The following is a 24468-nucleotide window of genomic DNA, read 5'->3' as shown; positions in this document are numbered from 1 at the left end:
CTTCGGTCCGCAAGCCCTCGTTGAGCGGCGCTCCGTGTCAGTCGTCCGGCACGGGGATCCTTTCGGAGTCCCACTCGAAGAAGCCCCGTGCACGGATGGTGCGGTCAGCCAGCGCTCGCGCTGCGAGCTGGCGCTCCTCGATCGTGGAGACCCCGAAGAAGCGACGCGCCGCCTCGGCGATTTCATGGTCGCTGCGTTCGACCTCGAGCAGCAGGCTCTTGTCCCCTGGCACAGTCCCGCGCTCGGCGCGGAGGTGGTACCGGAGCATCGCCATGACCGCCTCACCGAGCAGCGCGCTGGCCATGGCGGGATCGCGCTCCACGATGTCCTCGCCGTCCTCCAGGAGTGTCGCCGCTGCATAACGAGCGAACGCGTCCTCATCCGGAGCGAGCACGGCGCGCTTCTTCAGCCACTCGGCGGCCTCCTCCCGCAGGCCCTCGATCGCCTGGCCGCCGAACACGGGGAAGCCGGTGGCAATCATGTGCGCCGCGGAGGGGCGACCGCGCTCATGCTCGCTGGCGAAGTACGCTCGAATTGCGCGCGCTGGGTTGACGAAGATCTCGACCGGAACGTCGCCGAACCACCGCTGTAGACGCTGCTTGTACGGACGCTCCTGTATAACGAAGATGTCGAGATCGCTGGTTCGATCACCCGCGCCGCGGACGACCGACCCCGCGGTGACGATCGCCCGCGGCTGGAAGGTCTCGAATACAAACGCGACGACCGCGCGGAGCGCTGTCGCATACCTCGGCGGGAGGTCGGGCCAGCTGCACGTGGCGAGTTCGTCGGGGCTCATCAGCACCAATGGCACGTTTGGCGGAGATCGCAGCCGAGGCATCGCTCCGCGAGCGCCGTGAAGTCGGGCACGGCAAATGGAAGACCTCCCTCGCGCGAGAACAGGTCTTCGAAGAGCCGCGCAGGCGGAAAAACGTAGTTGCCAAAGGTGATGCTCACCCATGATCGAGCGGCGGCGATTCCAGCGATCTCCATGTGCCCGGCCTTGTATGGGTAATTGGCGATAGCAACCGGCGGAACGTCCACCAGATCCATGTGCGCCCCGAATTCGAGCGCCGCATCGTCGGAGTCGCGGTCGGCGGACATCGACACGGGCACCTGGGTGCGATGGCATGTGATCGCGACGTAGTAGACGTCGTCGAACTGCGCTTGCGTCATGTCGAACCGCGCCCCGCCTTGAAGCGCTTCGAGCGCAAGCAGAGGCGGTCGCTCCGGTCGGAACTCGCTCCAGATCGTGGCTTGAACGTTGTCATCATTCTCCAGGGAATGGCAGAGCTCCTCCGCGGAGTCGGGACGCATCCACGAGCCCGGATTGCGCCCGCGGTACTTGCCGGTCTTGGGCATCCCGCGGGACATGGTGAACACGAAGGACCCAACGGGCTCGGGGTCCGTCCGCACAAACCGCTCGGGGTTCTTCCCGACGAACCCAGCACTCATTGCGGCTTCGAGAAACGCCGTGATCGCCTCCGCCTTGAAGACCAGACCCGGATCGAGCGGGACGAGAAGATGAGAGTAATACATGCTCATGGATTGCCTCGCGGTCCTGGGAGCCCGCCGTGACCCCACCCCCTCGTGCCCCGCATCGGGGAAAGGTAGCGTAGCCGACGGCTGCACCACCTTGTCAAGGAGACCAGCGCAGGACCGTGCGACCTCTACACCGGACGAAGGCGCGAGCGGGCCCTCGGTCGCTCGCGACCGCGGACTTCGAAGCGCTCTCCGTCCTGGAGAGCTTGACCCAGCATGGTTTGCCTGTAGCCTGGCGTGACATCGATCGGTGGAAGCGATGCCTGCGAAGCTTCACGAGCTCAAGGTTCGTCCACTGGCAACTTTCTTGACCAGGCGGAGATGACCCGGAAGCACAGGACACCCCTGGACGCAGCATGCCGGGTGAACATCGCCGCGCCCAGCCGGGGCGGCGAGCTCCGGAGCGATGGAGGAGCGCCATCATGAATCGATCGAGGCCCACGGTGTTCAAGTCGTTGATCTTCGTCCTCGCGGCACTGCACGCCGCGTGCGGCGACGCCGGCGTGGATCCGGGCGGGGCAGGGGGCTCGCGCCCGGACCCGCCCGACAGCTCGAGCACGCAGGCGTCGACGTCCACCTCATCGACGTCGACCTCGTCGACGTCCGCAGGCGGGGAGCCCGGCATCTGGATCCCGGCGCTCGAGACGTCGTGGCACTGGATGATCGACCACCCCCTGGACCTGGACGACCCCAGGGACATGGGCCTTGTCGATCCCACGGGAGCGCCCATCGAGTCGCCGCCTCCCACGGTCTACGACATCGACTGGGAGTACACGCCGGCCGAGACGGTGGCCGCGCTCCACGCGATGGGCGCCAAGGTCATCTGCTACGTCGACGTCGGCGCGTTCGAGGACTACCGGCCAGACGCCGGCGACTTCCCGGAGTCGGTCAAAGGCAACCCGGACTACCACTGGGAGGGCTCGTTCTGGCTCGACATCCGGCAGATCGATGTCCTCGGGCCGATCATGCAGGCTCGGTTCCAGGTCTGCAAGGACAAGGGCTTTGACGCCATCGAGCCCGACGAGGTCGACGGTTACGCCAACGACTCCGGGTTCCCCCTCACCTATGAAGACCAGATCGCCTACAACGTGTTCATCGCGGATCTCGCCCACGAGATGGGCATGTCCGTGGGGCTCAAGGGCGACATCGAGCAGGCGGAGGACCTGTGGCCCCACTTCGACTGGACGCTGAACGAGCAGTGCTTCGAGTATGAAGAGTGCGAGATCCTCGTCGATTCCTTCCTGGCGAACGGCAAGGCCGTGTTCGAGGTGGAGTACGACGATCCGTTCTCCGGTCACATGACCGACAGGTCGCTCTTCTGCGAACAGGCGAACGCCTGGGGCTTCAACAGCATGGAGATGCCGCTCGACCTCGACGGCGGCCGGTGGCCCTGCCGGTGACCCGCGGCCTTCCGCGCACCCGCATCATCACCTTGCTGGTGAGCGGGGCGTAGGCCTCGAATCCCGAGGTCCACTGGGCCTCTTCCTCGTGCCCGCCGCCGCGCGGCCGCGCGCCCGCGGGCCGTCGCGGAGCGCGGCGATGACGAGCTCCCGGAAGCAGCGGGCACCCTCGTCCTCGTGGGTCCGCTCGTGCCAGACGAGCTGCATGCGGAAGACGAGCGCGGCCACGGGCGGCTCGAGGAGGGTGAGCGGCGCGAGGCGCGCGAGCGCCTCGGCGATGCGGCGCGGCATGGCGGCGACGAGGTCGGTGTTCGCGGCGATGACCGCGGCGGCGGAGAAGGTCGGGACGGCGGCGGCGATCTCGCGGTGCAGCCCCTGGGCCGCGAGCGCCTCCACGGCGGCGCGGTTGCCGATGCCGCCGCGCCCGAGCGCGATGTGGATGTCGATGTGGCGCAGCGAGTTGAACGCCTCGCGCGTGAGCCGGCGGCGGGCGCACGGGTGACCGCGGCGGACCACGAACACACTGTCCTGCTCGAAGAGGTCCGCGGCGTGGTGGCCCGGCGGGAGCGGGTGCGCGGGCGCGATCGTCGCGTCGACGTCGCCGCCGCCGAGCCCCCCGGTCGCCTCGAGGTGGTCGACGCTCACGACGCGGAGGGTCGCGCGCGGCATCTCGGCCGCGCACGCGCGCGCGATCGCCGGCAAGCTGCAGATCTGGTCGAGGTCCGAGAGCGCGAGCGTGAACGCGCGCGTGGTCGCCCGCGGGTCGAACGCGCGATCCCCCTCGATCGCGCCGGCGATCTCGCCGAACGCTGCCCGGAGCCGCGGCGCGATCTGCTGCGCGCGGGGCGTGGGGACGAGGCCGCGCCCGCTGCGCACGACGAGCGGGTCGCCGAGCTGCGCGCGCAGCCGCGCGAGCGAGTTGCTCACGGCCGACGGCGTGACGCGGAGCCGCCGCGCCGCCCGCGCCGCGCTCCGCTCCTCGAGCACCGCGTGCAGGACGAGCAGCAGGTTGAGATCGAGCGTCGACAAGTTCACGAACGATGACGATTACCATCACGAATCATCACTGGCAATGAGCGTCAGTCCCACCCATGCTGGCCCGGGATCGAGGTTGGAGGTGGCGAGATGACACAGAGAGGTGTGCGGCGGGTGGTGCTCATCGGAGGGGGCATCGCGGGCCCGGTGCTCGGGATGTTCCTTCAGCGCATCGGCGTGGAGGCGACGATCTTCGAGGCGCGCGCGGCCCCTCTGGAGCAGGAGGGCGCGTTCCTGGGCGTCGCGCCGAACGGGATGAACGTGCTCGCAGATCTGGGCGTCGCGCGCGCGGTGCAGGCGCGGGGCGCGGTGTGCGACGGGATCCGGTTCGAGAACGCTCGCGGGCGGGGCATCGGCGTGATCGATCAGCGCGACGCGGCGCGCCGGTTCGGCGCGGGGCTCGTGATGATCCGGCGCGGCGCGCTGCACGCGGCGCTCGCGGAGGAGGCGGCCCGGCGGGGCGTCGCGATCCGGTACGGCATGCGGCTCGAGGGGGTGGACTGCTCGGATCCGCGCGAGGTCGTGGCGCGCTTCGAGGGCGGCGGCGAGGCGCGCGGCGACGTGCTCATCGGGTGCGACGGCGTCCGATCGCGCACGCGGGCGGCGGCGCTGCCCGGCGCGCCGGCGCCGGGCTACACAGGCCTCGTCGATTTCGGCGGCTTCGCGCGCTGCCCCGGCGCGCCGCTCCAGCCTGGCTGGAGCGTGATGGTCTTTGGCCGGCGCGCGTTCTTCGGCGCGTTCGCGGCGCCGGAGGGCGAGGTCTGGTGGTTCCACAACAGCGGGGAGCCCGCGCCGGAGGGCGCCGCCGCGCCGGGGCCGCTCCGCGAGCGCATCCTCGCGCTCCACGAGGGCGATCCAGGCTGGATCGCGGACGTGGTGCGCGCGACGCCCGAGGTGCTCGGTCCGTGGCTGCTGCACGACATCCTGACGATGCCGCGCTGGCACGCCGGTCGGGTCTGCCTGATCGGGGACGCGGCGCACGCGGCGACGCCGCACGCCGGCCAGGGCGCCTCGCTGGCCATGGAGGACGGGATGCTCCTCGCGAGGTGCCTGCGGGACGAGCCTGAGCCGGAGCGAGCGTTCGCGGCGTTCGAGCGGCTGCGGCGGCCGCGGGTCGAGGCGATCGTCCGCCAGGCGCGCCGCAACGGCAGCCGCAAGGCGGTCTCGGGGCCCGTCGCGGGGTGGCTGCGCGACCGGGCGCTGCCGCTGTTCTTGCGGATCGGCGCCGCCGCGCAGGAGCGCGCGCACGCGTACCGGATCGACTGGGAGGAGCGGATCGCGTAGCCGGGGAGAGGGCGGCGGCGCGCGAGCCTCGACGTGGGCGCGCTCGAATCAGCGCCCGAGCGCCCGCGCGGTGATGCGCGCGAACACCGGCCCCGCCACCTTGCCGCCCGTCGCGTTTTCCGTGGCGATCACCGCGCCGACGAGGATGACGAAGCGCGGCTGCTCGGCCGGCGCGACCCCGATGAAGCTCGCGTAAGCACGCGGCTCGCCCGTCGCCGATTCCTCGTCCGTGGTGCCGGTCTTCCCGGCGACCCGCACCCCTTGCACACGCGCCGCTTTGCCCGTCGCCTGCTCGTCGCTCACGGCGCGCTCCAGCATGCCCATCACCGCCCGCGCCGTCTCCGGGCGGAGCACGCGCTCGTTCTCCGGGTGGTGCTCGAAGCGGACGCTGCCGTCCGCGCCCCGCGCGCGCCGGGCGAGCGTCGGCGCATTGAACACGCCGTCATTGGCGATCGCGGCGTAAGCGGCGGCCATCTGCAGCGGGCTGGCCATCGCGCCGCCATGGCCCGATGCCAGGGCCCCGCCGCGGAGCGAGCCGTCCGCGATGACCGGAGGGACCTCGCCGACGGGCGCGCCGCGGAGCTGGATGCGCATCGCCTCGCCGAGATGAAAGCGCCGGAGCCAGCGCCCGAGCGCCTCGCCGCCCAGCTTGTCGAAGATCCGCGAGGCCCCGATGTTCGACGAGAGCGCGAGGATCTGCGGCACCGCGAGCCACTCGTTCGGGCTCGCGTCGCGGAGGATCTCCTTGCCATAGCTCCGCGCTCCCTTGTCGCAGAAGAACCTGTCGGTCACCGCGATGGCCCCCTCGTCGAGAGCGGCCGCGATGGTGAGCGACTTCATGGTCGAGCCGCTCACGCGCGGCGCCGCGGCGGTGCGCGGATCATGGATGGCCAGCACCTCGCCGGTTCTTGGATCGAGCACGATCGCGGTGGCGGCGACAGGGTGCCATTCGTCCTCCATCCGCTTCAGCTCTTCATCGACGATCGTTTGGATGTCGCGATCGATCGTGAGCTCCAGGCGATCGGCCGGGGCGCCCAGCACGGAGGCGACCTCCGCGGTCAGATCGGCCAGAGAGGCCGGCGTGGCGACAGCAACGGCGGAGGCAGAGGTGGGAATGGACGCGCCCGCCGGTGCAGAAGCGACCGACGCCGAGCTCCCGGACGGATTGGCCGCCACGGCCGCGACAGGTCCTTCCTTGCCGGCGGTGACGCACGCCACCACCCCGAGCAGCGCCGCCGCCGACGCGGTGATGGCAACGCCCCGCGCCGCCGACGTGCGCAGAGACCCGGCGTGCGGTCGCACGATGGCCTCGACCCGCGCAAAGAGCTGCGAGGGCTCCGCCATCCCGAGCGCCCCGCCCGGCGGCACCTCACGGAGCCGCGCGGCGCTCGTCGCAATGGCCAGCAGGTGCTCGGCATATTCGGTCGGCCGCGTCCCGCTCGCCAGGACCCGCTCGTCCGCCGAGAGCTCGCGCTCCATGCGAAGCCTGCGCGCCGCGAGCCACACAAGCGGGTTGAACCAGTGCATTGCACAGGCGAGCTGCCCCACGATCTGGGCAAGACAATCGCGCTGCCGGACGTGCGCCAGCTCGTGCAGCAGCACGGCCCGCCAGCGCGCCTGGCTCCACTCGAGCGCCTCCCGCGGCACCAGCACCACCGCCGAAAAGACCCCGGTCACCGCCGGCACATCGATCTCGGAGCTGACGCAAACGCGGGCCTTCATGCGCGCCTCGCCGAGGGTCGCCGTGATCCCGGGCAACGAGAGCGGGGTTGCGCGCCGGGCGATCCCACGCGCCTTGGCGAGGCCATGGGCGAGGCGAGCGAGCACCGCAGACGCCCCGAGCGCCCACACGGCAAGGAGCACCGGGCCCCACGGAAAGGACTGCTTTGCCAGGGCGACCTGCGTGGACGGAGCCTGCACCACGGCGTGGGAGACAGGCTCGACGGAGGGCGGGGCAATGGCATCCCCGATGGGCTCGGCGAAGGGTCTACTCGCGTCCGCGGCGCCAAGCTCGGCCACTGGCAGCACCCGCCACGCCGGAACGAGCCGCGAGGCGACCGGCACCAGGGCCGCGGCCGCGAGCCCGAGCACCAGCACGAGCCGGCGTGTGGAGGCCGGCGCGCGGCGGAGCAGCGGCATCACCGCGAGGGCGAGCCCGAGGAGCACGGCGCCTCGCGCGGCATCGACGAGGAACGGCAGCGGACTCATCTCGATCGGGCTCATCTCAACCCCCTTCCTTCTTGGCGCGCTCGATCACCTGGGCGATGCGATCCAGCTCTTCCCGCGATAACTTGGACTTCGACGTGTCGACCAGCGCGGTGACCGCTTGCTCGACCGAGCCTCCAAAAAACGTCCGCACGACCTGCGCCAGCGCGCTCCTGCGAGCCTCGCTCGGGGCCGCGACCGGCGTGTAGACGTAGCGTTGCCCTTCCTCGACGTGCTTGACGTGCCCGCGCTCCTCCAGCAGGCGCAGCAGCGCGCGGACCGCGGAGTAGCTCGGCGGATCCGCGAGGTTGTCCTTCACCTCGTGGGCGGTCGCGCGGCGCAGGCGGTACAAAATCTCCATGATCTCGCGCTCTCGGCGCGTGAGCGGCGGCTTCGGCATGGCGTCCATCCGTAGCCCGGTGCTAAAAAATTAGCAAGCATCGCGTGCTAAATTCTTAGCACCAGCGTTCCGCTCGGCGACTCGCGGGCTATCCGCTGGCCTGGACGCCATAGAGGGGGAGGGTGAGCGCCGTCGAGGCCCTCCGGCCCTTGCGACCGGCGAGCCCCGTGCGCGCCAGCCAGGGTGTCACCCGGAGCGCTTGATTCCGGATCCACAGCGCTCGCGATGTGGCGGGGATCAGGCTGGCCGCGCCGCCGCCGGCGAGCGCCTGGTTCACCTCGACGAACGGCCTCATGACGCGCTCGTACGAGGCGAAGGCGGCGGTGAAGTCGGAATGGGTCGCCAGCTCCCCCGCCAGGACATAGGCGCCGACCATGGCGGTGCTCGTCCCTTGGCCCGACAAGAACGACGGAGCGTGGGCCGCGTCTCCCACGAGGGCGACCCTTCCCTTCGACCATCGAGGCATGTGGATCTGGCTGACGACGTCGAAGAAGACATCGGTGGCCTCCTGCAGAGCGGCGAGCATCCGCGGTACTTCCCAGCGGGCGCCGGCGAAGACACTGGCGGTCAACCTCCGCTGCGCCTCGATGTCGGCGAACTCCGAGAAGGGAGGCTGGGGACGGGCGAAGGTCAGGAAGGCGTGCAGGCGATCGCTGTCGCCGGCCGCGAACAGCACGGCCGCCTTCCCGGGCGTGTTGCTGATGAACGCCTCGTGAGAGAACCCGAGGGTGTTGGGGATGGTGAAACCTGCGAAGCAGTAGCCGAGGTAACGGTGGTACTGCGCCTCGGGCCCGAAGGCGAGCCGCCGTGTGTTCGAATGCAATCCGTCAGCGCCGATGACCAGGTCGAAGGGGCGTTGCAGGCCGCTCTGGAAGCGCACATCGACGCCGCCGCCGTGCTCGTTCAAGGCGGTGATGGAGTCGCCGAAGCGGAACTCGACGTCATCTCGGACGGCGTCGTAGAGCACCGTCGTGAGCTCTCCGCGAGGCAGCTCCAGATCCCGGCCTTCCTTGCCGCCGGTGAGCGCCTCGGGCCGGATCGACCCGAGGAGCGCGCCGTCGCCGTCGACGAACGTGATTTTGCGTGAGTCGATGTGCGCGGCTGCGATGCGCGAGAGCACGCCCATGCGCTTCACGACGTCGATCGCGGTGCCCCGGATGTCGATGGGGTAGCCGCCGCTTCGCACAGCGCCGGCCTTCTCCACCACCGTGACCTGGAAGCCGTACCTGTGAAGCCAGTATGCGAGCACGGGGCCGGCGATGCTCGCGCCGGAGATCAGGATCTTCTTGTTCCGCGAAGTCGCCATGTGTCCGCCTTCCTTCGGTGTGAGCTCGCAGCGGCGGAGGGCGCATCCGCGAGAGATCGGCGCGACCCGCCCGCCGCCACGAGGCAGGGCAAGCAGCTGCCGACCGCGATCCACTCGGCCCAGGGAGCTCTGACGTCGACTACACTACACCGTGTAGTGTACAAAGGCCAGGGCAAAAAGAGGCCGAAATGGGCTATACCTGGAGGTGCATGTCCTCCACCGGCGCACAAAAGGCTCTTCGTGAAGGGTCCGCGCAAAAGCGATCCGCCATCCTCGTGGCGGCCCGGGAGTTGTTCCTGGCCGACGGGTTCGACCGCTCGAGCGTCGATGCCGTCGCCGCTCGCGCAGGCGTCTCCAAGAGGACGGTGTATGACTATTTCGGCGACAAACAGGCTCTCTTGCTGGCCGTCGTCGAGTCCACGGGTGATCTGCTCATGGCGGCGATCCGGCGGGCCATCGAGGACACCTTGACGCACGTGACGGACCTGGAGGACGCCTTGATCACCTTCTCGGCGCGGGTCGTGACCGAGATGCTCGGCTCGGTGGACTACCTTGCCCTCCTGCGGCTGGTGACGATGGAGTCCGCTCAGCTGTCCCAGCTGCGCGGTCGCGACCACTGGATGATGAACGCTCCGGAAGAGGCGATCGCGGAGCGGTTCGCCGAATTTGCGCGTGCAGGGCTGCTCGACGCGCCGAACCCCCGGCAGGCGGCCGATCATTTCATCGCGCTGACCTTCATGCTCGCCGCCAGCGGGTTCGGACCGGCGATCGCCCCGAATGACGCCCGCATGCGAGAGGTCCTCGTCGAGGGGGTGCGCGCATTCCTTCGAGCCTACGCGCCCAGCCGCCCGGCCCAGCCTCGACCCCTCGCGTAGCGCAGGCGGCCGCGGCGGTGTGCGGCGTCATGGCCAGAGCGTGATGGCGACCGTGACATGGCGTGCCGGTGACCGACAGGCTAAGGGGTTCTGGCGCAACGCGACCCGATGTTGCCTCGGAGCTCGGGGTAGTAGACGTGGCGGGTGGCTGACCGAAGGGTCGGGGCGAGGTCGTCGTTGCTGCCGCTCCGGAAGGCCCGGTAGGAGCCAGCTGTCACGGCGGCGCAGTCATGACATGGCATCGGGTACTGGACCGGGTCCCAGTCCAACGTCCATTCCCACGCGTTCCCGCCGAGGTCGGACTGCCCCCACCTCCCGTCGCCTCTGGGCGACTTCGATCCGACGTTCTGCAGGCTGCAGGTGCCGCCGCAGTAGACCGCGTAGCTGTCATCGATCGCCGTGGAGGTCGCTGGCTTCGACCACGGATAGTACCTGTGCTCGCTGCCCCCGGAGGCCGCGTAGTTCCACTCCGCCTCTGTCGCCAGCCGTCCCCCGTCCCACGCACAGAACGCGAACGCCGCGTACCAGTCCAGGCAGTTGATCGGCTTATCTTCGTCGCTCCCCGCCGTGTCCGTCCAGCTCCTATGGACAAAGCAATCCAGGGCGTTTCTTAGGGCGGCCGTGTTCGGCGGCAACTTGGTGTTCCACGCCGAGCTCCAGCCAGAGCCTGGGATCTTTGGATGTGCGCCCGCGCCATCCGCAGGCGGGCTGGCCTGCGTGCCCATGCCTGCGTTCACGAACCCCCGGAACCGACCCACGGTGATCTCGTACTTGTCGAGGTAGAAGTCGCTCACCGTCGCCGGGTAGCTCCGGTCCAGATAGTCCACGCCGTCGTAGCTTCGAGCGAAAGTTCCGCCGGGGACCAGCAAGCTCTCGCAGCAGTCCTCGTTCCCCGAGGGCCCGCAGGTCGCCGGCAGCCCGGCGCAACTTGGCGCCGTTCCAGCCCAGGCGCCCGCGCGGCCGCTGCTTCGGTCCTTCGCGATCGCCTCGTCCGCCGCGGTCCTCTCCTCGTGCCCGCAGGTGCAACCTGCCGAGAGCAGCAGCCCGAACAACGCGATGCAGACGGCGTGGTAAGGAGGGGCAAGCGAAATCATAGGTCACCGGTTCCGCCGCCGCAGCGCGCGCCACCACGCGTGGCGCGCGCCCGTCGACATCGCAGCTCGGTCTCGTTGGGCCTGCGCCCCGATCAGCCCCCGAAGAACGCCTTCGCCTGCTCTCCCAGCACGTTCTCGCCCTTCGGGCTGCTGGCGTGGCAGCCGTCGCTGACCTCGCCCGCGTCGTTGTTGAGGATGAACTTCCCGAGGTAGCTCATGTTCTCGTTGATGGTCGGGTCCTTGGCCAGCTCTTGCGCCTTCATGTCGGTCCAGTCGGCGCCGCCCGTCCCCGCGATGAAGCAATCGTGTCCCGCGTTGTAGACCGGCTGACCCACGATGTAGATGTGCGTGCCCGGGTTGACGTGCTGGCGCGCCGCGTTGACCATGTCACGGAGCTCCTTGTCGGTCGCCCTCTGGGACAAGATGCAGATCTGGACCATGATGGCTTTGACGACGTCTTTCCCTCCGATCGACGCCATCTTCTGGTCGAAGAGCTGCCAGGAAGAGCTGCTGGGGTTGGTCCAGTTCTGGACCACCATGGCGCCCGTTTGATAATTGTCCGAGTTCCACATGATCTTGCCGCCGACGCGCTTGTAGCCAGTGCCGATGTTGTTGGCCATCGAGCAGCCAGTGTACGCAACCGAGTTGTTGCCTGTTGGAGGCAGGCCGTCATCCCCGCCGCCCGTCCCGGGATCGCCGCCGGTGCTCGTGCTGCCCACCGACGCCGGTCCGCTCGGATCTGCGCCGCCGGTGCCACCTCCGCCGGTGCCGGATGCGCCGCCGGTGCCGCCGCTCGGGGCTCCTCCCGCTCCGGTCGTCCCGGTGGTCACCCCGACGGAGCTGGAGGTTCCAGCACCTGTCCCAGCGCTCGTCGAGCTTCCGGTCGTGGAACCGCTGGTGCTCGTCGTCCCTCCGGTTGCGGCGCTCTCCGACTCCGAACCGTCGTTCATGTCACTCTCTGAGCTGCAAGCTCCGAGGCAGAGCACGGCCATCCCAAGAGCGCAGCGGACCACCAATCGGGAGGAAAGAGCAGGATAATTCATCGTCGTCACCTTCGGTTAGGGGGCATCGGTCAGGACCTGCGCGGGCTCTCGGCTCGCGTCCGACCGTCCTTGTTCTATTGCCGCTGCGATCCCCTCGAATAGACGGCTAGATCGTCGTCGCCCCCCTTGGACAGATCTGTCATCCCCCGCTCGTCGACTGCCGGCGCAGGGGACCGCATCGCAGCGGCTTCGCGGGGCGCGCCGGACGCGCGGGCTCCGACGCGTCGCCCGTGCTCCTCCTCGCGACCCTTGCCGCCGCCCCCCTCGGTGCCCTACGTGCGCCGCCATGCGCACGTTGTTTCTGGATCTCGACGGCACCTTGACGGATCCGGCCCCTGGCATCGCTGCTTGCTTCGTGCACGCGGCCCATGTGCTCGGGCACGGCTCGCTCAGCCTCGCCGAGGTGCGCCGCTTCATCGGTCCGCCGCTGCGCGAGGCGTTCGCCGAGATCCTGGCGACGCGCGACAGCGTCCGCATCGAGGAGGCCGTGCGCGTCTATCGCGAGCGCTTCGGCACGCTCGGCCTGTTCGAGAACAGCGTGTATCCCGGTGTGCCAGAGGCGCTCGCGCAGCTCTGCCAGGCGGGCCACGGCCTCTGCCTCGTCACCAGCAAGGCGGCCGTCTATGCCGAGCGCATCATCGACCACTTCGGCCTTCGGTCGCACGTGCCCCGCGTCTACGGCGCCGAGCTGTCCGGCGAGCGCTCGACCAAGGCCGAGCTCATCGCGCACGCGCTCGAGCGCGAGTCGCTCACCCCCGCCGACGTCTGCATGATCGGCGACCGCGAACACGATGTCCTCGGCGCCAAGGCGCACGGCCTCGTGGCGATCGGGGTGACGTGGGGTTATGGGTCGCGCGCGGAGCTGGAGGCTGCGGGCGCCGACCGCATCGTCGACACGCTGGAGGAGCTGGTGCTGACGGTGCGTGGGTTGAGGGAGACCCGAGGCCGAGCGGCTCGATGAGTCCGCGGCTCCGCAGCGTCGCTACCTCAGGTCCATTGTCCACGTAGGGAAGCGGCTTCCCTCACACCACAGCGACCCTGCGGGCCCCGTGGTCTGCGGCTCGTTGCCCCTCCCCACGCCCGAGGCTCGGCGGGTGTCAGGTTTGTCACTCCCCTGATGGCCGGCGCGACGTTACTCTGCGGCGAGCGACGAGGCTTCTCGTCGATACTCATCAATTTATGACGGTAGAGCTGATTCATGCCATCGTTCGTCAGACCACCGTCCTCATCGCCCAGCTGGCGACCTCGGGCGGCTGGCGTGCCCCTCTGGCCCAGCTCGCAGACCAGGTGTTCCAGGACCTGGTCACCGAGCTCGAGCGGCAAGGGGTCAGCCGCAAGGTGGGCGCCGACATGTTCGGCATGGGGCTCCGAACCTACCAGCGCCGGGTCCGGCGGATCACGGAGAGCTCGGTCGAGCGCGGCCGTTCGCTCTGGGAGGCTGTGCTTGACCACATCCGCCGCCGGGGGATCACGCCGCGGGCCGAGATCTTGAGGGCGTTCGCCGGTGAGGATGACGTCCTGCTCCGCGGGGTGCTCTTCGACCTCTGCGAGAGCCGCCTGATCTTCCAGGCGGGGCAGGGGGCTCAGGTGGTGTATCGCGCGGTGTCCGACGACGAGCTGGGCGCGCTGCGCGCGCTCCGCTCCGGGGAAGGCGTCGACGAGCTGGTCTGGGCGATCATCTATCGGGAGGGCCCGCTCGCGCGCGACGAGCTGCTGCAGCGGACGCACATCGAGCGCGCGGAGCTCGACGCGGCCCTGGGGCGTCTCGTGGAATCGGCGCGCGTCGAGCGGACCGGGGAGGGCGCGGGCGCGACATACAGCGCCGGGAGCCTCTACGTGCTGCTGGGCTCGCCTGTCGGGTGGGAAGCGGCGATCTTCGATCACTTCCAGGCGATGGTGAAGACCATCCTGTGCCGGCTGCGCGAGGATCGCTCCGCGCCCGGCCTCGGCGACCGCGTCGGGGGGAGCACCTATACCCTCGACCTGTGGCCCGGCCATCCTCACGAACAGCGGGCTTACGAGACGCTGGGGCGCCTGCGTGCCCAGCTGGTCGAGCTGCGCGAGCAGGTCGAAGCCTACAACGCGGCGCACGAGAGGCCGGACAGGTACACGCAGGTCGTCCTGTACATCGGACAGTGCTTGATCCAGCAGGACAGCGGGGGCGGCGATGAGATCTAGGGTGGTCGTGACGGCGTGCCTCATCGCGAGCGTGACGGGCGGGGCGCTCCTCGGCTCGGCCTGCAGGGACATCGGCCCTCAGACCGGGAGCGAGACCAACTTTCTCAGGAGCTGTGATGCCAGCTGCGCGGACGGCCTCTCCTGCATCTGCGGCGTCTGCACGCGCGCCTGCTCGGCCGCCCGCGAGTGCACGGCGCTCGTCTTCGGCGCCGAGTGCGTGGCCGTGGCGGAGCGGCCTGCCGAGGCGGCCTGCGACGCGTCCGAGAGCGCTGCGTTCTGCGATATTTCCTGCAGCGGCGACGCCGACTGCGAGCCGCTCGGCGCGCCGTTCCGCTGTCAGGGCGGCTTCTGCCGGACGCCCGGCGACGGCGAGACGGCGACCGCCTGCCCGGCGACCACGCTTTCGCCCGGCGACAACGAGCGCACGGTGACGGTCGGGGACACCACCCGCAGCTACGTCGTTCGCCTCCCTGCAAACTACACGGGGGCTGGCCCCATGGCGCTGGTGCTCGATTACCACACGCTGGGCGGGAGCCCGGCGGAGGAGGCCGAGGCCTCTGGGTACCGCGAGCTCGCCGAGACCGAGGGGTTCATCGTCGCGTGGCCGCAGGGCATCGACGGCGCGTGGAACATCGGTCCGTGTTGCACGACGTCGCGCGACGTCGACGACGTGGGGTTCGCGCGTGCCCTGGTCCAGGCGGTCCAGAAGGAGGCGTGTGTCGACCTCAAGCGGGTCTATGCCGTCGGCGTCGCGAACGGCGGCGGGATGGCCTACCACCTGGCCTGCAACGCCGCCGACGTCTTTGCCGCGGTCGCTCCCAGCGCCTTCGACCTTCTCGTTGAGTCGGAGCAGCCCTGCCAGCCGTCGAGGCCGGTGACCGAGATCTCGTTCCGGGGTACCGCGGACTTGCTGGTGCCTTACGAGGGCGGGCCTCAGCAGGCGCCGAACGGCGCGAACATCACCTTCCTCGGAGCCGTCGGCACCTTCGAGAGGTGGGCCGAGCTGAACCGGTGCACGGGATCACCGAGCGCGGCGGACAGCGACGGTTGCTCGACGTACTCGAGCTGCGCAAACGGCGCAGAGGTGACGCTGTGCACCACGGAGGGAGGCGGCATGACCTGGGGGAGCCCCGAGATCGGGTGGGCCACGCTGAAGCGGCATTCGCTGCCTTGATACGGAGGCGGCCACCGATTCCGATTCCGACGCCGGCCGGCCACCCCGCGCCGGCGCTCACCACCAGCCGATGTCCTGGATGATGGTACCGATGTCGCCGTACCGCACGATCGCGCGGTTCTGACGGATTTCATAGGACTTCGGCGAGCTGTTGACGATGTCCTGATCGAAGGTGTGGCACTCGAGCTTGTAGGTGCCCGCGCCCTGCATCAGCGCGCCCTTCAGCTTGATGTACGTCTCGTTGTGGCGGCTCCTGAGCCGCAGGATCGCCTCCTGGGTGGCGTCGATGAGCAGCTCGAGGTGGACCGTCTTCTCCTGCTTCGGGTGCGACGCGTCGAACGCGAGATTGACGATGACGCCGGCGTCGAGCAGCGCCTCGATATCCGACTTGGAGAACGTCTCGTAGACCATGAGCTTTGCCATCGCGCGCTCCTTCCAGGGATGTGCTCGTAGCTATGTACTACGGCGCGCAGCCCGGGCCGAGGATCCTCGCGCGGCGTGACGCCGGCGCCCCGCGATCGCCCCAGGGCAACGCGGGCCGACCGCCGCGCGCTCCGCGGCCGAGCGGCAGAAAATCCCTGCGAACCGGGGTCGAAATGCTGCTTCCGCCGGTCGCGTGAACGATGAAAATAAAAATCAATTGCATCTGTGCCAGCTCGCATGCTAGGAGATGGCAAGCACGCTGGAGAGGGAGGAGCAGGGGCGCGGTGTGCCCTGGGGCTGCCTGTCGGATAGCGTTCGTCCGAGGGGGTGGCTTCGTGGGCACCCTGGCGCCTGCGGACGCTCACGTCTGCGCTCTCGATGTGGATGTCATGAAAGCAGATTTCTTCCAGCTGCGTTGCAGTTGCGCGCGTGGAGGGCGGCGCGGTGTCAGCCGTGTGGAGTCGATGAGACCGAATCGACGGAGATCTGTGCCATGAACGATAGAGATACGCAGAAGCAGTTCATCCTCGAGGGGAAGCTGACGAGAGTGATGTGGGAGCTCTCTTGGCCGGCGGTGCTGGCCATGGTGCTCTACGGGCTCAACGCCTTCCTGGACGCCGTGTTCGTGGGGCAGCTGATGAACAAGAGCGCCCTGGCCGGCGTCGGCATCGCCTATCCCTTGTCCCAGATGACGCTCGGCCTCGGCAGCCTGGTCGGGACCGGCGCGGGCACGGCGCTCAGCATCTACCTGGGCGCCGGCGACAAGAGCAAGCTCCACAGCCTGCTGGGCAGCGTGAACGGGCTGTCGCTGCTCCTCAGCTTGCCTTACACCGTGCTCGCCTACGTGTTCGCAGAGCCGCTGGTGCGCATGATGGGCGGCACAGGGGAGATCCTTGCGTACGGCACCGAGTACTTCAAGGTGACGGCGCTCGGCTCGGTGTTCTGGGTGCACGGTCTGGCCGTGAACATGACGGTGCGCGGCGAAGGCAAGATGAAGACCGCGGCGTGGATGATCTCCCTCGGCTTGCTGGTGGATGTCATCCTGAAGCCCCTGTTCATCGACACGTTCGGCTGGGGCGTGCAAGGCGCGGCCTGGGCCACCAACGCGGCGATGTTCGTGTACTCGGCCGTGGGGCTCCTGTATTTCGCGAGGGGGCGCGCCTCCTTCGACACGGCCTGGCGCACGATCCGCATCGATCCGGCCATCCGGAAGCAGATCGTCTCCCTGGGCATGCCGGGCATGATCTTGACCATCATGGGCATCGCCCAGAACGTCGTCGTCTACAACGCGGTCTCGGGGCAGGGAACGGAGAACGACGTCGCCTTCTACGCCGCCTGCAACCGCATCTTCCTGTTCATGCTGACCCCCATGCTCGGGCTGATGCGCGCCTTGCAGCCGGTGGAAGGGATCAACTACGGGGCGCAGCGCTACGCCAGGGTGAAGCGGGCCTTCAGCCTCTTCGGGCTCGCCGGGGTCGCGTTCGTCCTGCCGTTCTGGCTCGCGATGATGGTCGCCCCGAACGCGGTCCTCGGCTTCCTGCTGCCAGGGTCCGAGTTCACCGCGCAGCAGCTGCTCGATTTCCGGATCTACATCGTCGTGCTGCCCCTCCTGCCGTATGTCTTCAACGCGCTGGTGCTGTTCCCCTGTTTGGAGAGGGCAAAGCTCGCGAGCGTGGTCGCCCTCCTGAGGCAGGTGGTGCTCTTCGTTCCCTTGATGTGGCTCCTCCCGCGGCTCGTCGGGGTGAGCGGGGTCTACTGGGGGACCACGGCGATCGACGTGGCGATGTCCTTCCTCGTGCTCTTCATGGTGAATCGAGAGTTCCGCAGGCTCGACGGGCGCGACGTCGAGACGCGCGCCGCGCTCAGGGAAGCGCCCGCCGGCTGAGCCCGGCCCGGCCTCCGAGATCTCCCGCCGGCCCGCGGCGATCACCCGGTGATCGCCAGGCAGCAGCACGCACCGGCCGACGCACGCGCGCGGCGCCCTCCCGGCGCGCGATGTCCCCTTCTCCCTTGCCCGCCCAGAGAGCCCGCGCGGATCGCCGCGCGCGCGGCCATGAACAGCATCCTGAGTACACATGCAAAACTGTTGCAAAAGGTTCCTGGTTGCTATAGATGTCGCCGCATGAACACCGAGGCTCCAGCGCGTCGAGGCGCAGCGCGCCCGTCCCGGGCGCGAAGGAGCGCCGGTGCCGCCGCCCTCGTCGCGGCAGGGGCTCTGCTCGCGGGCGGGGCCGCGCGCGCGCAGGACGCTGGCGCGGCTTCGCCGGCGGAGCCGCCCGGGGACGCCGCGCCGGACGGCGGAGCGCCTCGGGCCGCCGCCGATGAACCCCGAGAGGCGCCGGAGAATCACCCGCCGGTCCTCCATTCGTTCGTCGAGGCCGATTACCCGGCGGCCGCCCTCGCGCAGGGCCTCCAGGGGACCGTCGTGCTGAGGCTCAGCATCGAGGCGGATGGGCGGGTGTCGGCGGCGGACGTGGCGCAGGCCGCGGGGCACGGCTTCGACGAGGCGGCGCAGGCTGCAGCGCGGCGCTTCCTGTTTTCGCCGGCTCGACGGGGGGACACCCCGGTCGCCTCCCGGATCCTCTACGCCTACGAGTTTCACCTCCCGAAGGCGCCTGCGAGCGGCGCGCTCCGCGGGCGCGTGCTCTTGCCCGGCGCGAGCGCGCTCGGCGTCGCCGGCGCCGAGGTGCTCGTGCGGCAGCAGGATGGCAGTGCCGAGCGAACGCGCACCGACGGCGAGGGCCGCTTCCAGCTAGAGGGCCTCGCGCCTGGGCCGTGCGTCGTGATCGCCGAGGCGAGCGGCGTAGGCCGGGCCGAGGTCGAGACCGAGATCGCCGGAGCGCACGTCGCCGAGATCGCCGTGCGGCTCGTGCAATCCGGCGAGGAGGCCCCGATCGAGGTGACCGTGCGCGGGCCGTCGGAAGCCGAGCGGCGCCGGCAATCGGCCGAGGCCGTGACGGTCGTCGAGACGGACCGTGTCAAGCGGGAGACCTCGGACATGGGCGAGGTGCTCGCGCGCACGCAGGGGGTCGGCGTGCGCCGCGAGGGAGGCCTCGGCTCGGCCACGCGCTTTTCGCTGAACGGGCTGACGGGCGATCAGGTGCGGTTCTTCCTCGACGGCGTGCCGCTCGAGCTGGCCGGCTATCCCTTCGGCGTCTCGAACGTGCCAGTTGGTCTCGTCGAGCGCGTCGAGATCTACAGCGGCGTGGTCCCCGTGCGCCTCGGCGCCGACGCCCTCGGCGGGGCGGTCGACCTGATCACCGATCAGGACCTCTGCGCGTCGCGCGCGGGCGCGTCCTACGAGGTGGGCTCGTTCGACACCCACCGAGCGGCGCTCGCCGGCAGCCATCTGCACAGGCCGAGCGGCCTGTTCGCTCGCGCGAGCGGCTTCTTCGACTTTGCGAAGAACGACTACCCCGTCGACACCGAGGTCGAGGACGAGCGCGGGCGCTTCTCGCCGGCGCGCGTCTACCGCTTTCACGACGCCTACCGCAGCGCGGGAGGCCACGTGGAGCTCGGGGTCGTCGATCGGCCGTGGGCGCGGCGCTTGCGACTGCGCGCCTTTGTGACCGATTACGACAAGGAGTACCAGCACAAGCTCGTCATGAGGGTCCCGTACGGCGGCGTGACGTACGGGGAGACCTCGGCAGGCGTGAACCTTCGTTACGAACAGCCGCTGGGGCGCGGCGTGTCGCTCGACGCGGTGGGCGGCTATGCCTACGTCCGAGGGCGCTTCCTCGACGTCGCGCGCTGCGACTACGACTGGATGGGACGCTGCGACCCCGAGGGCGCCGAGCCTGGCGAGACGGACGTCGTCCCCCACGACCAGGTCTTCTGGGACCATTCCGCCTTCGCGCGCCTCAACGTGGAATGGCGCATCCAGCCGTCGCACGCCGTCCGCCTGGCCACCGCGCCCACCTACGTGACGCGGACGGGCGATGAGCGCCGGCAAAGCGACCCGGATAGCCCCGATCCGCTCGCCGACCGCCGCAGCGTGCTCGCGCTGGTGAACGGCCTGGAGTACGACCTCGACCTGTTCGAGGACCGGCTCGACAATCTTCTTTTCGTCAAGCAGTACGTGCAGCGCGTCGCGAGCGAGAGCCCGGTCGCCGGTGATCCCGCGCGCGACCGCGACCGGAGCACCCACCGCTTCGGTGTCGGCGACGCGCTCCGGTACAGGCTCACGCCCTGGCTCTACGGGAAGGCCTCCTACGAGTGGGCGACGCGGCTGCCCAGCCCAGACGAGGTGTTCGGCGACAACACGTTCATCGCGGCCAACCTCGGGCTCGATCCCGAGATCAGCCACAACGCCAACCTCGGGCTCACCCTCGACGCCCGCGGGACGCCGGCGGGCGCCTTTCGCGCGACGGGCAATGGCTTCCTGCGCGCAGCGGACCGGCTGATCGTGCTCCTCGGCAACGATCGGGACCAGAGCTACGAGAACGTCCACGGCGCGCGGTCGCTCGGCGTCGAAGGCTCCGTCGGATGGACCTCGCCCGGGGAGCACCTCGCGCTCGACGGCAACGTCACCTACCTCGATTTCCGCAACACATCGAGCGAGGGGGCGTTCGGCGCCTTCGAGGGAGATCGCATCCCGAACCGCCCGTACCTCTTCGCCAACGGCTCAGCGCGCCTCCTGTTTCGCCGCGTCTTTGCCGCGGAGGACGAGGTCGCGCTCACGTGGAACAGCCGCTACGTACACGAGTACTTCCGCACGTGGGAGAGCCTCGGCCGGCGTGAGTCCAAGCAGGTGATCCCCTCGCAGCTCGTGCACTCGGCCGGGCTCGGGTACGTCGTCCGGCGCGGCCGCGCGAGCCTGAGCACGGCGCTCGAGATGCAGAACCTCACGGATGAGCGTGTGTTCGACTTTTTCGGCACGCCGCGCCCGGGAAGGAGCTTTTACGTCAAGACCACGGCGGAGCTCTGAGCTCGAGAGGCAGGTGATGGGATGAACGGCCAAACGACGAATCAACAGACCCTGCGGCTCGCGCAGCACACGAACCCGAGGAGATGAGATGCACACCGTTGTAGCCGTCAAGAACCTGCTCGTTCAGTCCGGCGCGTCCTGGGTCCTGTGGCTCCTGTTCGCGCTCTCGGGGGGCAGCATCGCGATCGCGATCGAGCGCTGGCTCTACTTCCGCTCGAAGGACGACGACGTGCGAGCGCTCGCCGCCGAGCTCGACGCCCACCTGTCGAACGGCTCGGTCGCCGCGGCGCTCGATGCGCTCCGGCCGATGCGATCGGTCGGGGCGATCGTCGCCCGCGCGGGTCTGAGGCTCGCGCCGCGCGGGTCGGCCGCGGCGGACAAGGGGATGCAGAGCGCGATGTCCGCCGAGCGGAAGGCGCTCGAGACGCGGCTCGCGTACCTCGGGACCCTCGGCAACAACGCGCCCTTCGTCGGCCTCTTTGGCACCGTCATCGGCGTGATCCTGGCGTTCGAGCAGCTCGGCCAGGCCACGGGGGCGGCGGGCGGCGGGGCCGCGAGCCAGGTCGCCTCCGCCGCGGTCATGGCGGCGATCGCGGAAGCGCTCGTGGCGACGGCCGTGGGCATCGGCGTCGCGCTGCCGGCCGTGGCCGCTTACAACTACCTGCAGCGTCGGGTCGCCGCGCTGCTCGACGACGCCGAGACGCTCTCGAACCTGGTGCTCGCCTACCTGGCGACCGGAGAGGCCGCGCAGTCCTCTCGTGTCGACTCCGCGCGTGCGGTCCACGGCGGCGTTTCGATCGACACGCCGATGAATGGCGAGGCGTCCCGCCCGGAGGCGGCCTAGCCATGGCGAGCGCCGGGCAGAGCGCGAGATCCCGCCGCGGCGGGATCATCGAAGGGATCAACGTGACGCCGCTCGTCGACATCACGCTGGTCCTCTTGATCATCTTCATCGTCACCGCCAAGATCGTCGTCGCGCCCGCCGTCCCGCTGGATCTGCCGCACGCGTCGCAGAGCGAAGAGGTCCAGGCGGTGCTGAGCGTGGTGCTGCCCGCGGAGGGGCCGGTGCAGGTCGACGGAGCTGCGATCGACGATGCGGCGCTCCGCGAACGCGCGCGGGCGGCCCTGTCGCGCGATCCGCAGCTCCGGGCCGTGATCCAGGCCGACCGCGCCGTCTCGCACGGCCGCGTGATGACGGTGCTCGACACGCTGAAAGCCGCGGGGATCGCGCGCGTCGCCTTCGGCGCTGTCCGCCCGGAGGCCGAGGCCCACGCGGTGGAGAGGACCGGACACCCATGATTCGATCGGAATTCCACCCCGAGAGCGTCGCCGGTATCGTCCTCGACGCGGCGCGCGCCCACGCTCAGCCCCGGCGCGCGAGGGGACGAGCCCGCGCATTCGCGGCCGACAGCACCGCCGGGATCATCCTGGGGGCCGTCAAGGAACATTCGGCCAGAGCGCTCGTGCTCGCGCTCATGCCCGCAGCCGTCATGCAGGGCACGGTCGGGATCATCGCGCTCCGCCTGGGACCGGACGACACGACGGCGAGCCAGCGCGAGGCGCGCCCGCCGCTGCAGGTGGAGCACGTGGTCGATCTGGCCCCACCTCCGCCGCCGCCGAGCCCCTCGCCGCGAGAGGAAGCTCCGGCGCCCAGGGCCGCCGAGCGCTCGCTCGCGCGCGCGGCCGCTCCTGCCGCTCCTCGGGCGCCTGCCGCTCCCGCCGCGCCTCCTTCGCCCGCGCAGGCAGGGCAGGTCGCCCTGGCGGAAAACGCTGCTGCGCCGCTCGATTTCACCGGGTTCGACATCGCCGTTGGCCGCGGAGAGCGTTATGCCGGAGGCGTCACCTCCTCTGCGGGGACGAGCGCGCAGGCGGTGAGCGCCGCGCGTGTGGACCAGAGCGCTCCTCCGGAGCGCCGGCAGGGGGGCCCCTCGCGCGCAAGGCCCGTCGGGCAGCCCGCGCGGGAGTGGAACTGCCCCTGGCCGCGCGAAGCGGATGCGCTCTCGGTGGACGAGCAAACGGTGGTCATCCGCACGGTCGTTCGTTCGGACGGCACCGTCGCCTCGGCGGAGCTCCTCTCGGACCCGGGATACGGCTTTGGCCAGATGTCGCTCGCGTGCGCCCGCAGGCAGCGGTTCGTGCCGGCCGCCGACGAGGGGGGACAGCCCATCACGGCGACGTCGCCGCCCATCCGCGTGAGGTTCACGCGACATCCGCGATCCACAGGCGCGCCCTAGCGAAGCCCGACGCGAGAAAGGAAGCGAGAGATGAACTCTTCATGTACCACCAGGCTCCTCGATGCGGAGGCCGCCGCTCGCCCGAGCGCCTGGCGCGGCGGGGAAGGGCGGCCGCCCAATGAACGATGCGTGAAATGGGGCGCTCGATGGCCGCTCGCGACGGCGTGCCTCGTGTGCCTGCCGCTCATGGCTGGCTGCGGCAGCGACCCCGGGGAGAGCGGCGTCGAGGGGCCAGACGACGGCGGTCCCCGCTATGCCGTCGCCAGCCGCGTCGAGGACAATGATTTCACGAACAGCACCATGTTCGTCTGGGTGGTGGACGACCTGAGCGGAGGATCCGTCAGCCTGGGCGAGGCCACCGAGCTTCCCGGGAGAGGCTCTATCTGGGGAGTCCCGCGGACCGAGGTCTTCTATGTCGTGAGCTCGGAGGAGCTCACCGTCTCGAAATACGGCGTGGCCGGCGGCAAACCGGAGCTCGAAGCCCGGCTCGGGCTGGGCGCCGCCGGGATCTCGTTCCTCCTCGGGGAGAGGATGGTGTTCGACGGCCCGGACCGAGGGTTTCTCTTCGACCTCGTCTCGGGGCAGGCGCTCGAGCTCGATCTCGCTGCCATGGAGATCACCCGGAGCATCGACGTGTCTGACGCGCGGATCGACTCCGCGGACTACACGTTCCTCGGGGAGCCCGGCTTTCGTGAGCACGGCGGCCGGCTCGTCGCTCCGCTGTACGGCACGAGCGCGGCGTTCGATCGCGTGGCCAGCGAGTCGAAGGTCCTCTTCTTCGATCCGACCGACGGCTCGATCGAGGTGAAGGGCGCCCCTTGCGGAGGCCTCTACTACACGGTGAAGTCGCCGAGCGGAGACATCCATTGGGCGTCCGATCCCTATGTCGCCTCGATCTTCATGGTCGACCCGGAGAGAGCTCCTGCGCCGTGCATGGCGCGCATGGCGGCAGGCCAGGACGAGCTCGACACCAGCGTCGTGGCGCTCAACGACGTGACCGGCGGCCCGACCGGCGGCCTGGTCCCTGGCTCCGACGGCGTGGCGTATCTGCGCGTGCTGGACAGCGGCCTCTACTCGCCCAGCGCTGACGCCACCCATCTCGAGGCTTTCTCGGCGCAGGGCTGGCAGACGTGGCGCATCGAGCTCGACGATCCAGGCTCGGCCGAGCCCCTCGATCGCCAGCCGCTCGCCGGCGGCATCAAGGTGTTCGAGGTGGACGATCAAGCTTACGTGAACGAGTCAACGGCAGGCTTCGGCTCGACCACGCTGGTGCGGACGACCGGGGAGGGCGCGCCCGCGCGCGCGCTGACGATGCCTGGCGCCACGTGGGGTGTCTTGCGCGTGCGGTGAA

21 protein-coding genes are annotated in these 24468 nt (G+C 69.9%); 12 read left to right on the top strand and 9 right to left on the bottom strand.

Annotated features, from left to right (window positions below):
- Window positions 1-37: 37 nt before the first annotated feature.
- The gene (locus WMF29_RS39975) at window positions 38-796 is read right to left on the bottom strand and encodes a nucleotidyltransferase domain-containing protein (RefSeq protein WP_437325333.1); all 759 of its coding nucleotides are present in this window, start codon (window positions 794-796) and stop codon (window positions 38-40) included.
- Window positions 796-1542, bottom strand: coding sequence for a hypothetical protein (locus tag WMF29_RS39970; RefSeq protein WP_437325332.1), 747 nt, complete (start codon window positions 1540-1542; stop codon window positions 796-798). Before WMF29_RS39970 ends, WMF29_RS39975 begins: the two co-directional genes overlap by 1 nt.
- A gap of 419 nt (window positions 1543-1961) precedes the next feature.
- Between WMF29_RS39970 and WMF29_RS39965 the strand changes: the two genes are divergently transcribed.
- Window positions 1962-2939 (top strand): endo alpha-1,4 polygalactosaminidase, encoded by a 978-nt coding sequence (locus WMF29_RS39965; RefSeq protein ID WP_437325331.1) that lies wholly within the window; start codon window positions 1962-1964, stop codon window positions 2937-2939.
- A 27-nt stretch (window positions 2940-2966) separates the two neighbouring features.
- Here WMF29_RS39965 and WMF29_RS39960 read toward each other — a convergent pair whose 3' ends face one another.
- Window positions 2967-3974 (bottom strand): LysR family transcriptional regulator, encoded by a 1008-nt coding sequence (locus tag WMF29_RS39960; protein ID WP_437325330.1) that lies wholly within the window; start codon window positions 3972-3974, stop codon window positions 2967-2969.
- A gap of 90 nt (window positions 3975-4064) precedes the next feature.
- Here WMF29_RS39960 and WMF29_RS39955 point away from each other — a divergent pair, with 90 nt between their 5' ends.
- Window positions 4065-5258 carry an FAD-dependent oxidoreductase gene (locus tag WMF29_RS39955; protein ID WP_437325329.1) on the top strand — a complete coding sequence of 398 codons (1194 nt, stop codon included), beginning with the start codon at window positions 4065-4067 and terminating at the stop codon, window positions 5256-5258.
- A gap of 48 nt (window positions 5259-5306) precedes the next feature.
- Here WMF29_RS39955 and WMF29_RS39950 read toward each other — a convergent pair whose 3' ends face one another.
- From WMF29_RS39950 to WMF29_RS39940, 3 genes are all read right to left on the bottom strand, one after another.
- Window positions 5307-7481, bottom strand: a complete 2175-nt coding sequence (locus tag WMF29_RS39950; protein ID WP_437325328.1) for a penicillin-binding transpeptidase domain-containing protein — start codon at window positions 7479-7481, stop codon at window positions 5307-5309.
- Between the two features lies 1 nt (window position 7482).
- On the bottom strand, window positions 7483-7863 hold the full coding sequence (locus WMF29_RS39945; RefSeq protein ID WP_437325327.1) for a BlaI/MecI/CopY family transcriptional regulator: 381 nt from the start codon (window positions 7861-7863) through the stop codon (window positions 7483-7485).
- Between the two features lie 88 nt (window positions 7864-7951).
- Window positions 7952-9169, bottom strand: a complete 1218-nt coding sequence (locus WMF29_RS39940; RefSeq protein ID WP_437325326.1) for an FAD-dependent monooxygenase — start codon at window positions 9167-9169, stop codon at window positions 7952-7954.
- A gap of 209 nt (window positions 9170-9378) precedes the next feature.
- Here WMF29_RS39940 and WMF29_RS39935 point away from each other — a divergent pair, with 209 nt between their 5' ends.
- A complete protein-coding gene (locus tag WMF29_RS39935; RefSeq protein ID WP_437325325.1) occupies window positions 9379-10044 on the top strand; it encodes a TetR/AcrR family transcriptional regulator in 666 nt (221 codons plus the stop codon).
- An 80-nt stretch (window positions 10045-10124) separates the two neighbouring features.
- Here the strand turns inward: WMF29_RS39935 and WMF29_RS39930 are convergent, their stop codons facing one another.
- Both WMF29_RS39930 and WMF29_RS39925 read right to left on the bottom strand, forming a co-directional pair.
- A complete protein-coding gene (locus WMF29_RS39930) occupies window positions 10125-11138 on the bottom strand; it encodes a formylglycine-generating enzyme family protein (protein ID WP_437325324.1) in 1014 nt (337 codons plus the stop codon).
- A gap of 92 nt (window positions 11139-11230) precedes the next feature.
- A complete protein-coding gene (locus WMF29_RS39925) occupies window positions 11231-12088 on the bottom strand; it encodes a hypothetical protein (protein WP_437325323.1) in 858 nt (285 codons plus the stop codon).
- Between the two features lie 379 nt (window positions 12089-12467).
- On the opposite strand from WMF29_RS39925, the gene WMF29_RS39920 reads away from it, so the two are divergent.
- The 3 genes from WMF29_RS39920 to WMF29_RS39910 all read left to right on the top strand — a co-directional run bounded on the left by WMF29_RS39920 (window position 12468) and on the right by WMF29_RS39910 (window position 15533).
- Window positions 12468-13142: an HAD hydrolase-like protein gene (locus WMF29_RS39920; RefSeq protein WP_437325322.1), complete on the top strand. Its 675-nt coding sequence runs from the start codon at window positions 12468-12470 to the stop codon at window positions 13140-13142.
- 218 nt (window positions 13143-13360) lie between these two features.
- Window positions 13361-14359, top strand: coding sequence for a hypothetical protein (locus WMF29_RS39915; RefSeq protein ID WP_437325321.1), 999 nt, complete (start codon window positions 13361-13363; stop codon window positions 14357-14359).
- Window positions 14349-15533, top strand: coding sequence for an alpha/beta hydrolase family esterase (locus WMF29_RS39910; protein WP_437325320.1), 1185 nt, complete (start codon window positions 14349-14351; stop codon window positions 15531-15533). Before WMF29_RS39915 ends, WMF29_RS39910 begins: the two co-directional genes overlap by 11 nt.
- A 57-nt stretch (window positions 15534-15590) precedes the next feature.
- Here WMF29_RS39910 and WMF29_RS39905 read toward each other — a convergent pair whose 3' ends face one another.
- On the bottom strand, window positions 15591-15956 hold the full coding sequence (locus tag WMF29_RS39905) for a hypothetical protein (protein ID WP_437325319.1): 366 nt from the start codon (window positions 15954-15956) through the stop codon (window positions 15591-15593).
- A gap of 493 nt (window positions 15957-16449) precedes the next feature.
- Between WMF29_RS39905 and WMF29_RS39900 the strand changes: the two genes are divergently transcribed.
- The 6 genes from WMF29_RS39900 (at window position 16450) to WMF29_RS39875 (ending at window position 24467) form a co-directional block, all read left to right on the top strand.
- Window positions 16450-17841 carry an MATE family efflux transporter gene (locus WMF29_RS39900; protein WP_437325318.1) on the top strand — a complete coding sequence of 464 codons (1392 nt, stop codon included), beginning with the start codon at window positions 16450-16452 and terminating at the stop codon, window positions 17839-17841.
- Between the two features lie 237 nt (window positions 17842-18078).
- Window positions 18079-20883 carry a TonB-dependent siderophore myxochelin receptor MxcH gene (gene mxcH / locus WMF29_RS39895; protein ID WP_437325317.1) on the top strand — a complete coding sequence of 935 codons (2805 nt, stop codon included), beginning with the start codon at window positions 18079-18081 and terminating at the stop codon, window positions 20881-20883.
- 88 nt (window positions 20884-20971) lie between these two features.
- On the top strand, window positions 20972-21727 hold the full coding sequence (locus WMF29_RS39890) for a MotA/TolQ/ExbB proton channel family protein (protein WP_437325316.1): 756 nt from the start codon (window positions 20972-20974) through the stop codon (window positions 21725-21727).
- A 2-nt stretch (window positions 21728-21729) separates the two neighbouring features.
- Window positions 21730-22182, top strand: a complete 453-nt coding sequence (locus tag WMF29_RS39885) for an ExbD/TolR family protein (RefSeq protein ID WP_437325315.1) — start codon at window positions 21730-21732, stop codon at window positions 22180-22182.
- The gene (locus WMF29_RS39880) at window positions 22179-23117 is read left to right on the top strand and encodes an energy transducer TonB (RefSeq protein WP_437325314.1); all 939 of its coding nucleotides are present in this window, start codon (window positions 22179-22181) and stop codon (window positions 23115-23117) included. Before WMF29_RS39885 ends, WMF29_RS39880 begins: the two co-directional genes overlap by 4 nt.
- A gap of 129 nt (window positions 23118-23246) precedes the next feature.
- Entirely contained in the window at window positions 23247-24467 is a 1221-nt protein-coding gene (locus WMF29_RS39875) for a hypothetical protein (protein WP_437325313.1), read from the top strand.
- The last annotated feature ends 1 nt before the right edge of the window (window position 24468 follow it).

Source organism: Sorangium sp. So ce381 (assembly GCF_051473845.1).
GTDB classification, from domain to species: Bacteria; Myxococcota_A; Polyangia; order Polyangiales; family Polyangiaceae; genus Sorangium; species Sorangium atrum.
Note: the sequence above shows the minus strand (reverse complement) of the source record. Positions and strands in the feature narration are given on the sequence as shown.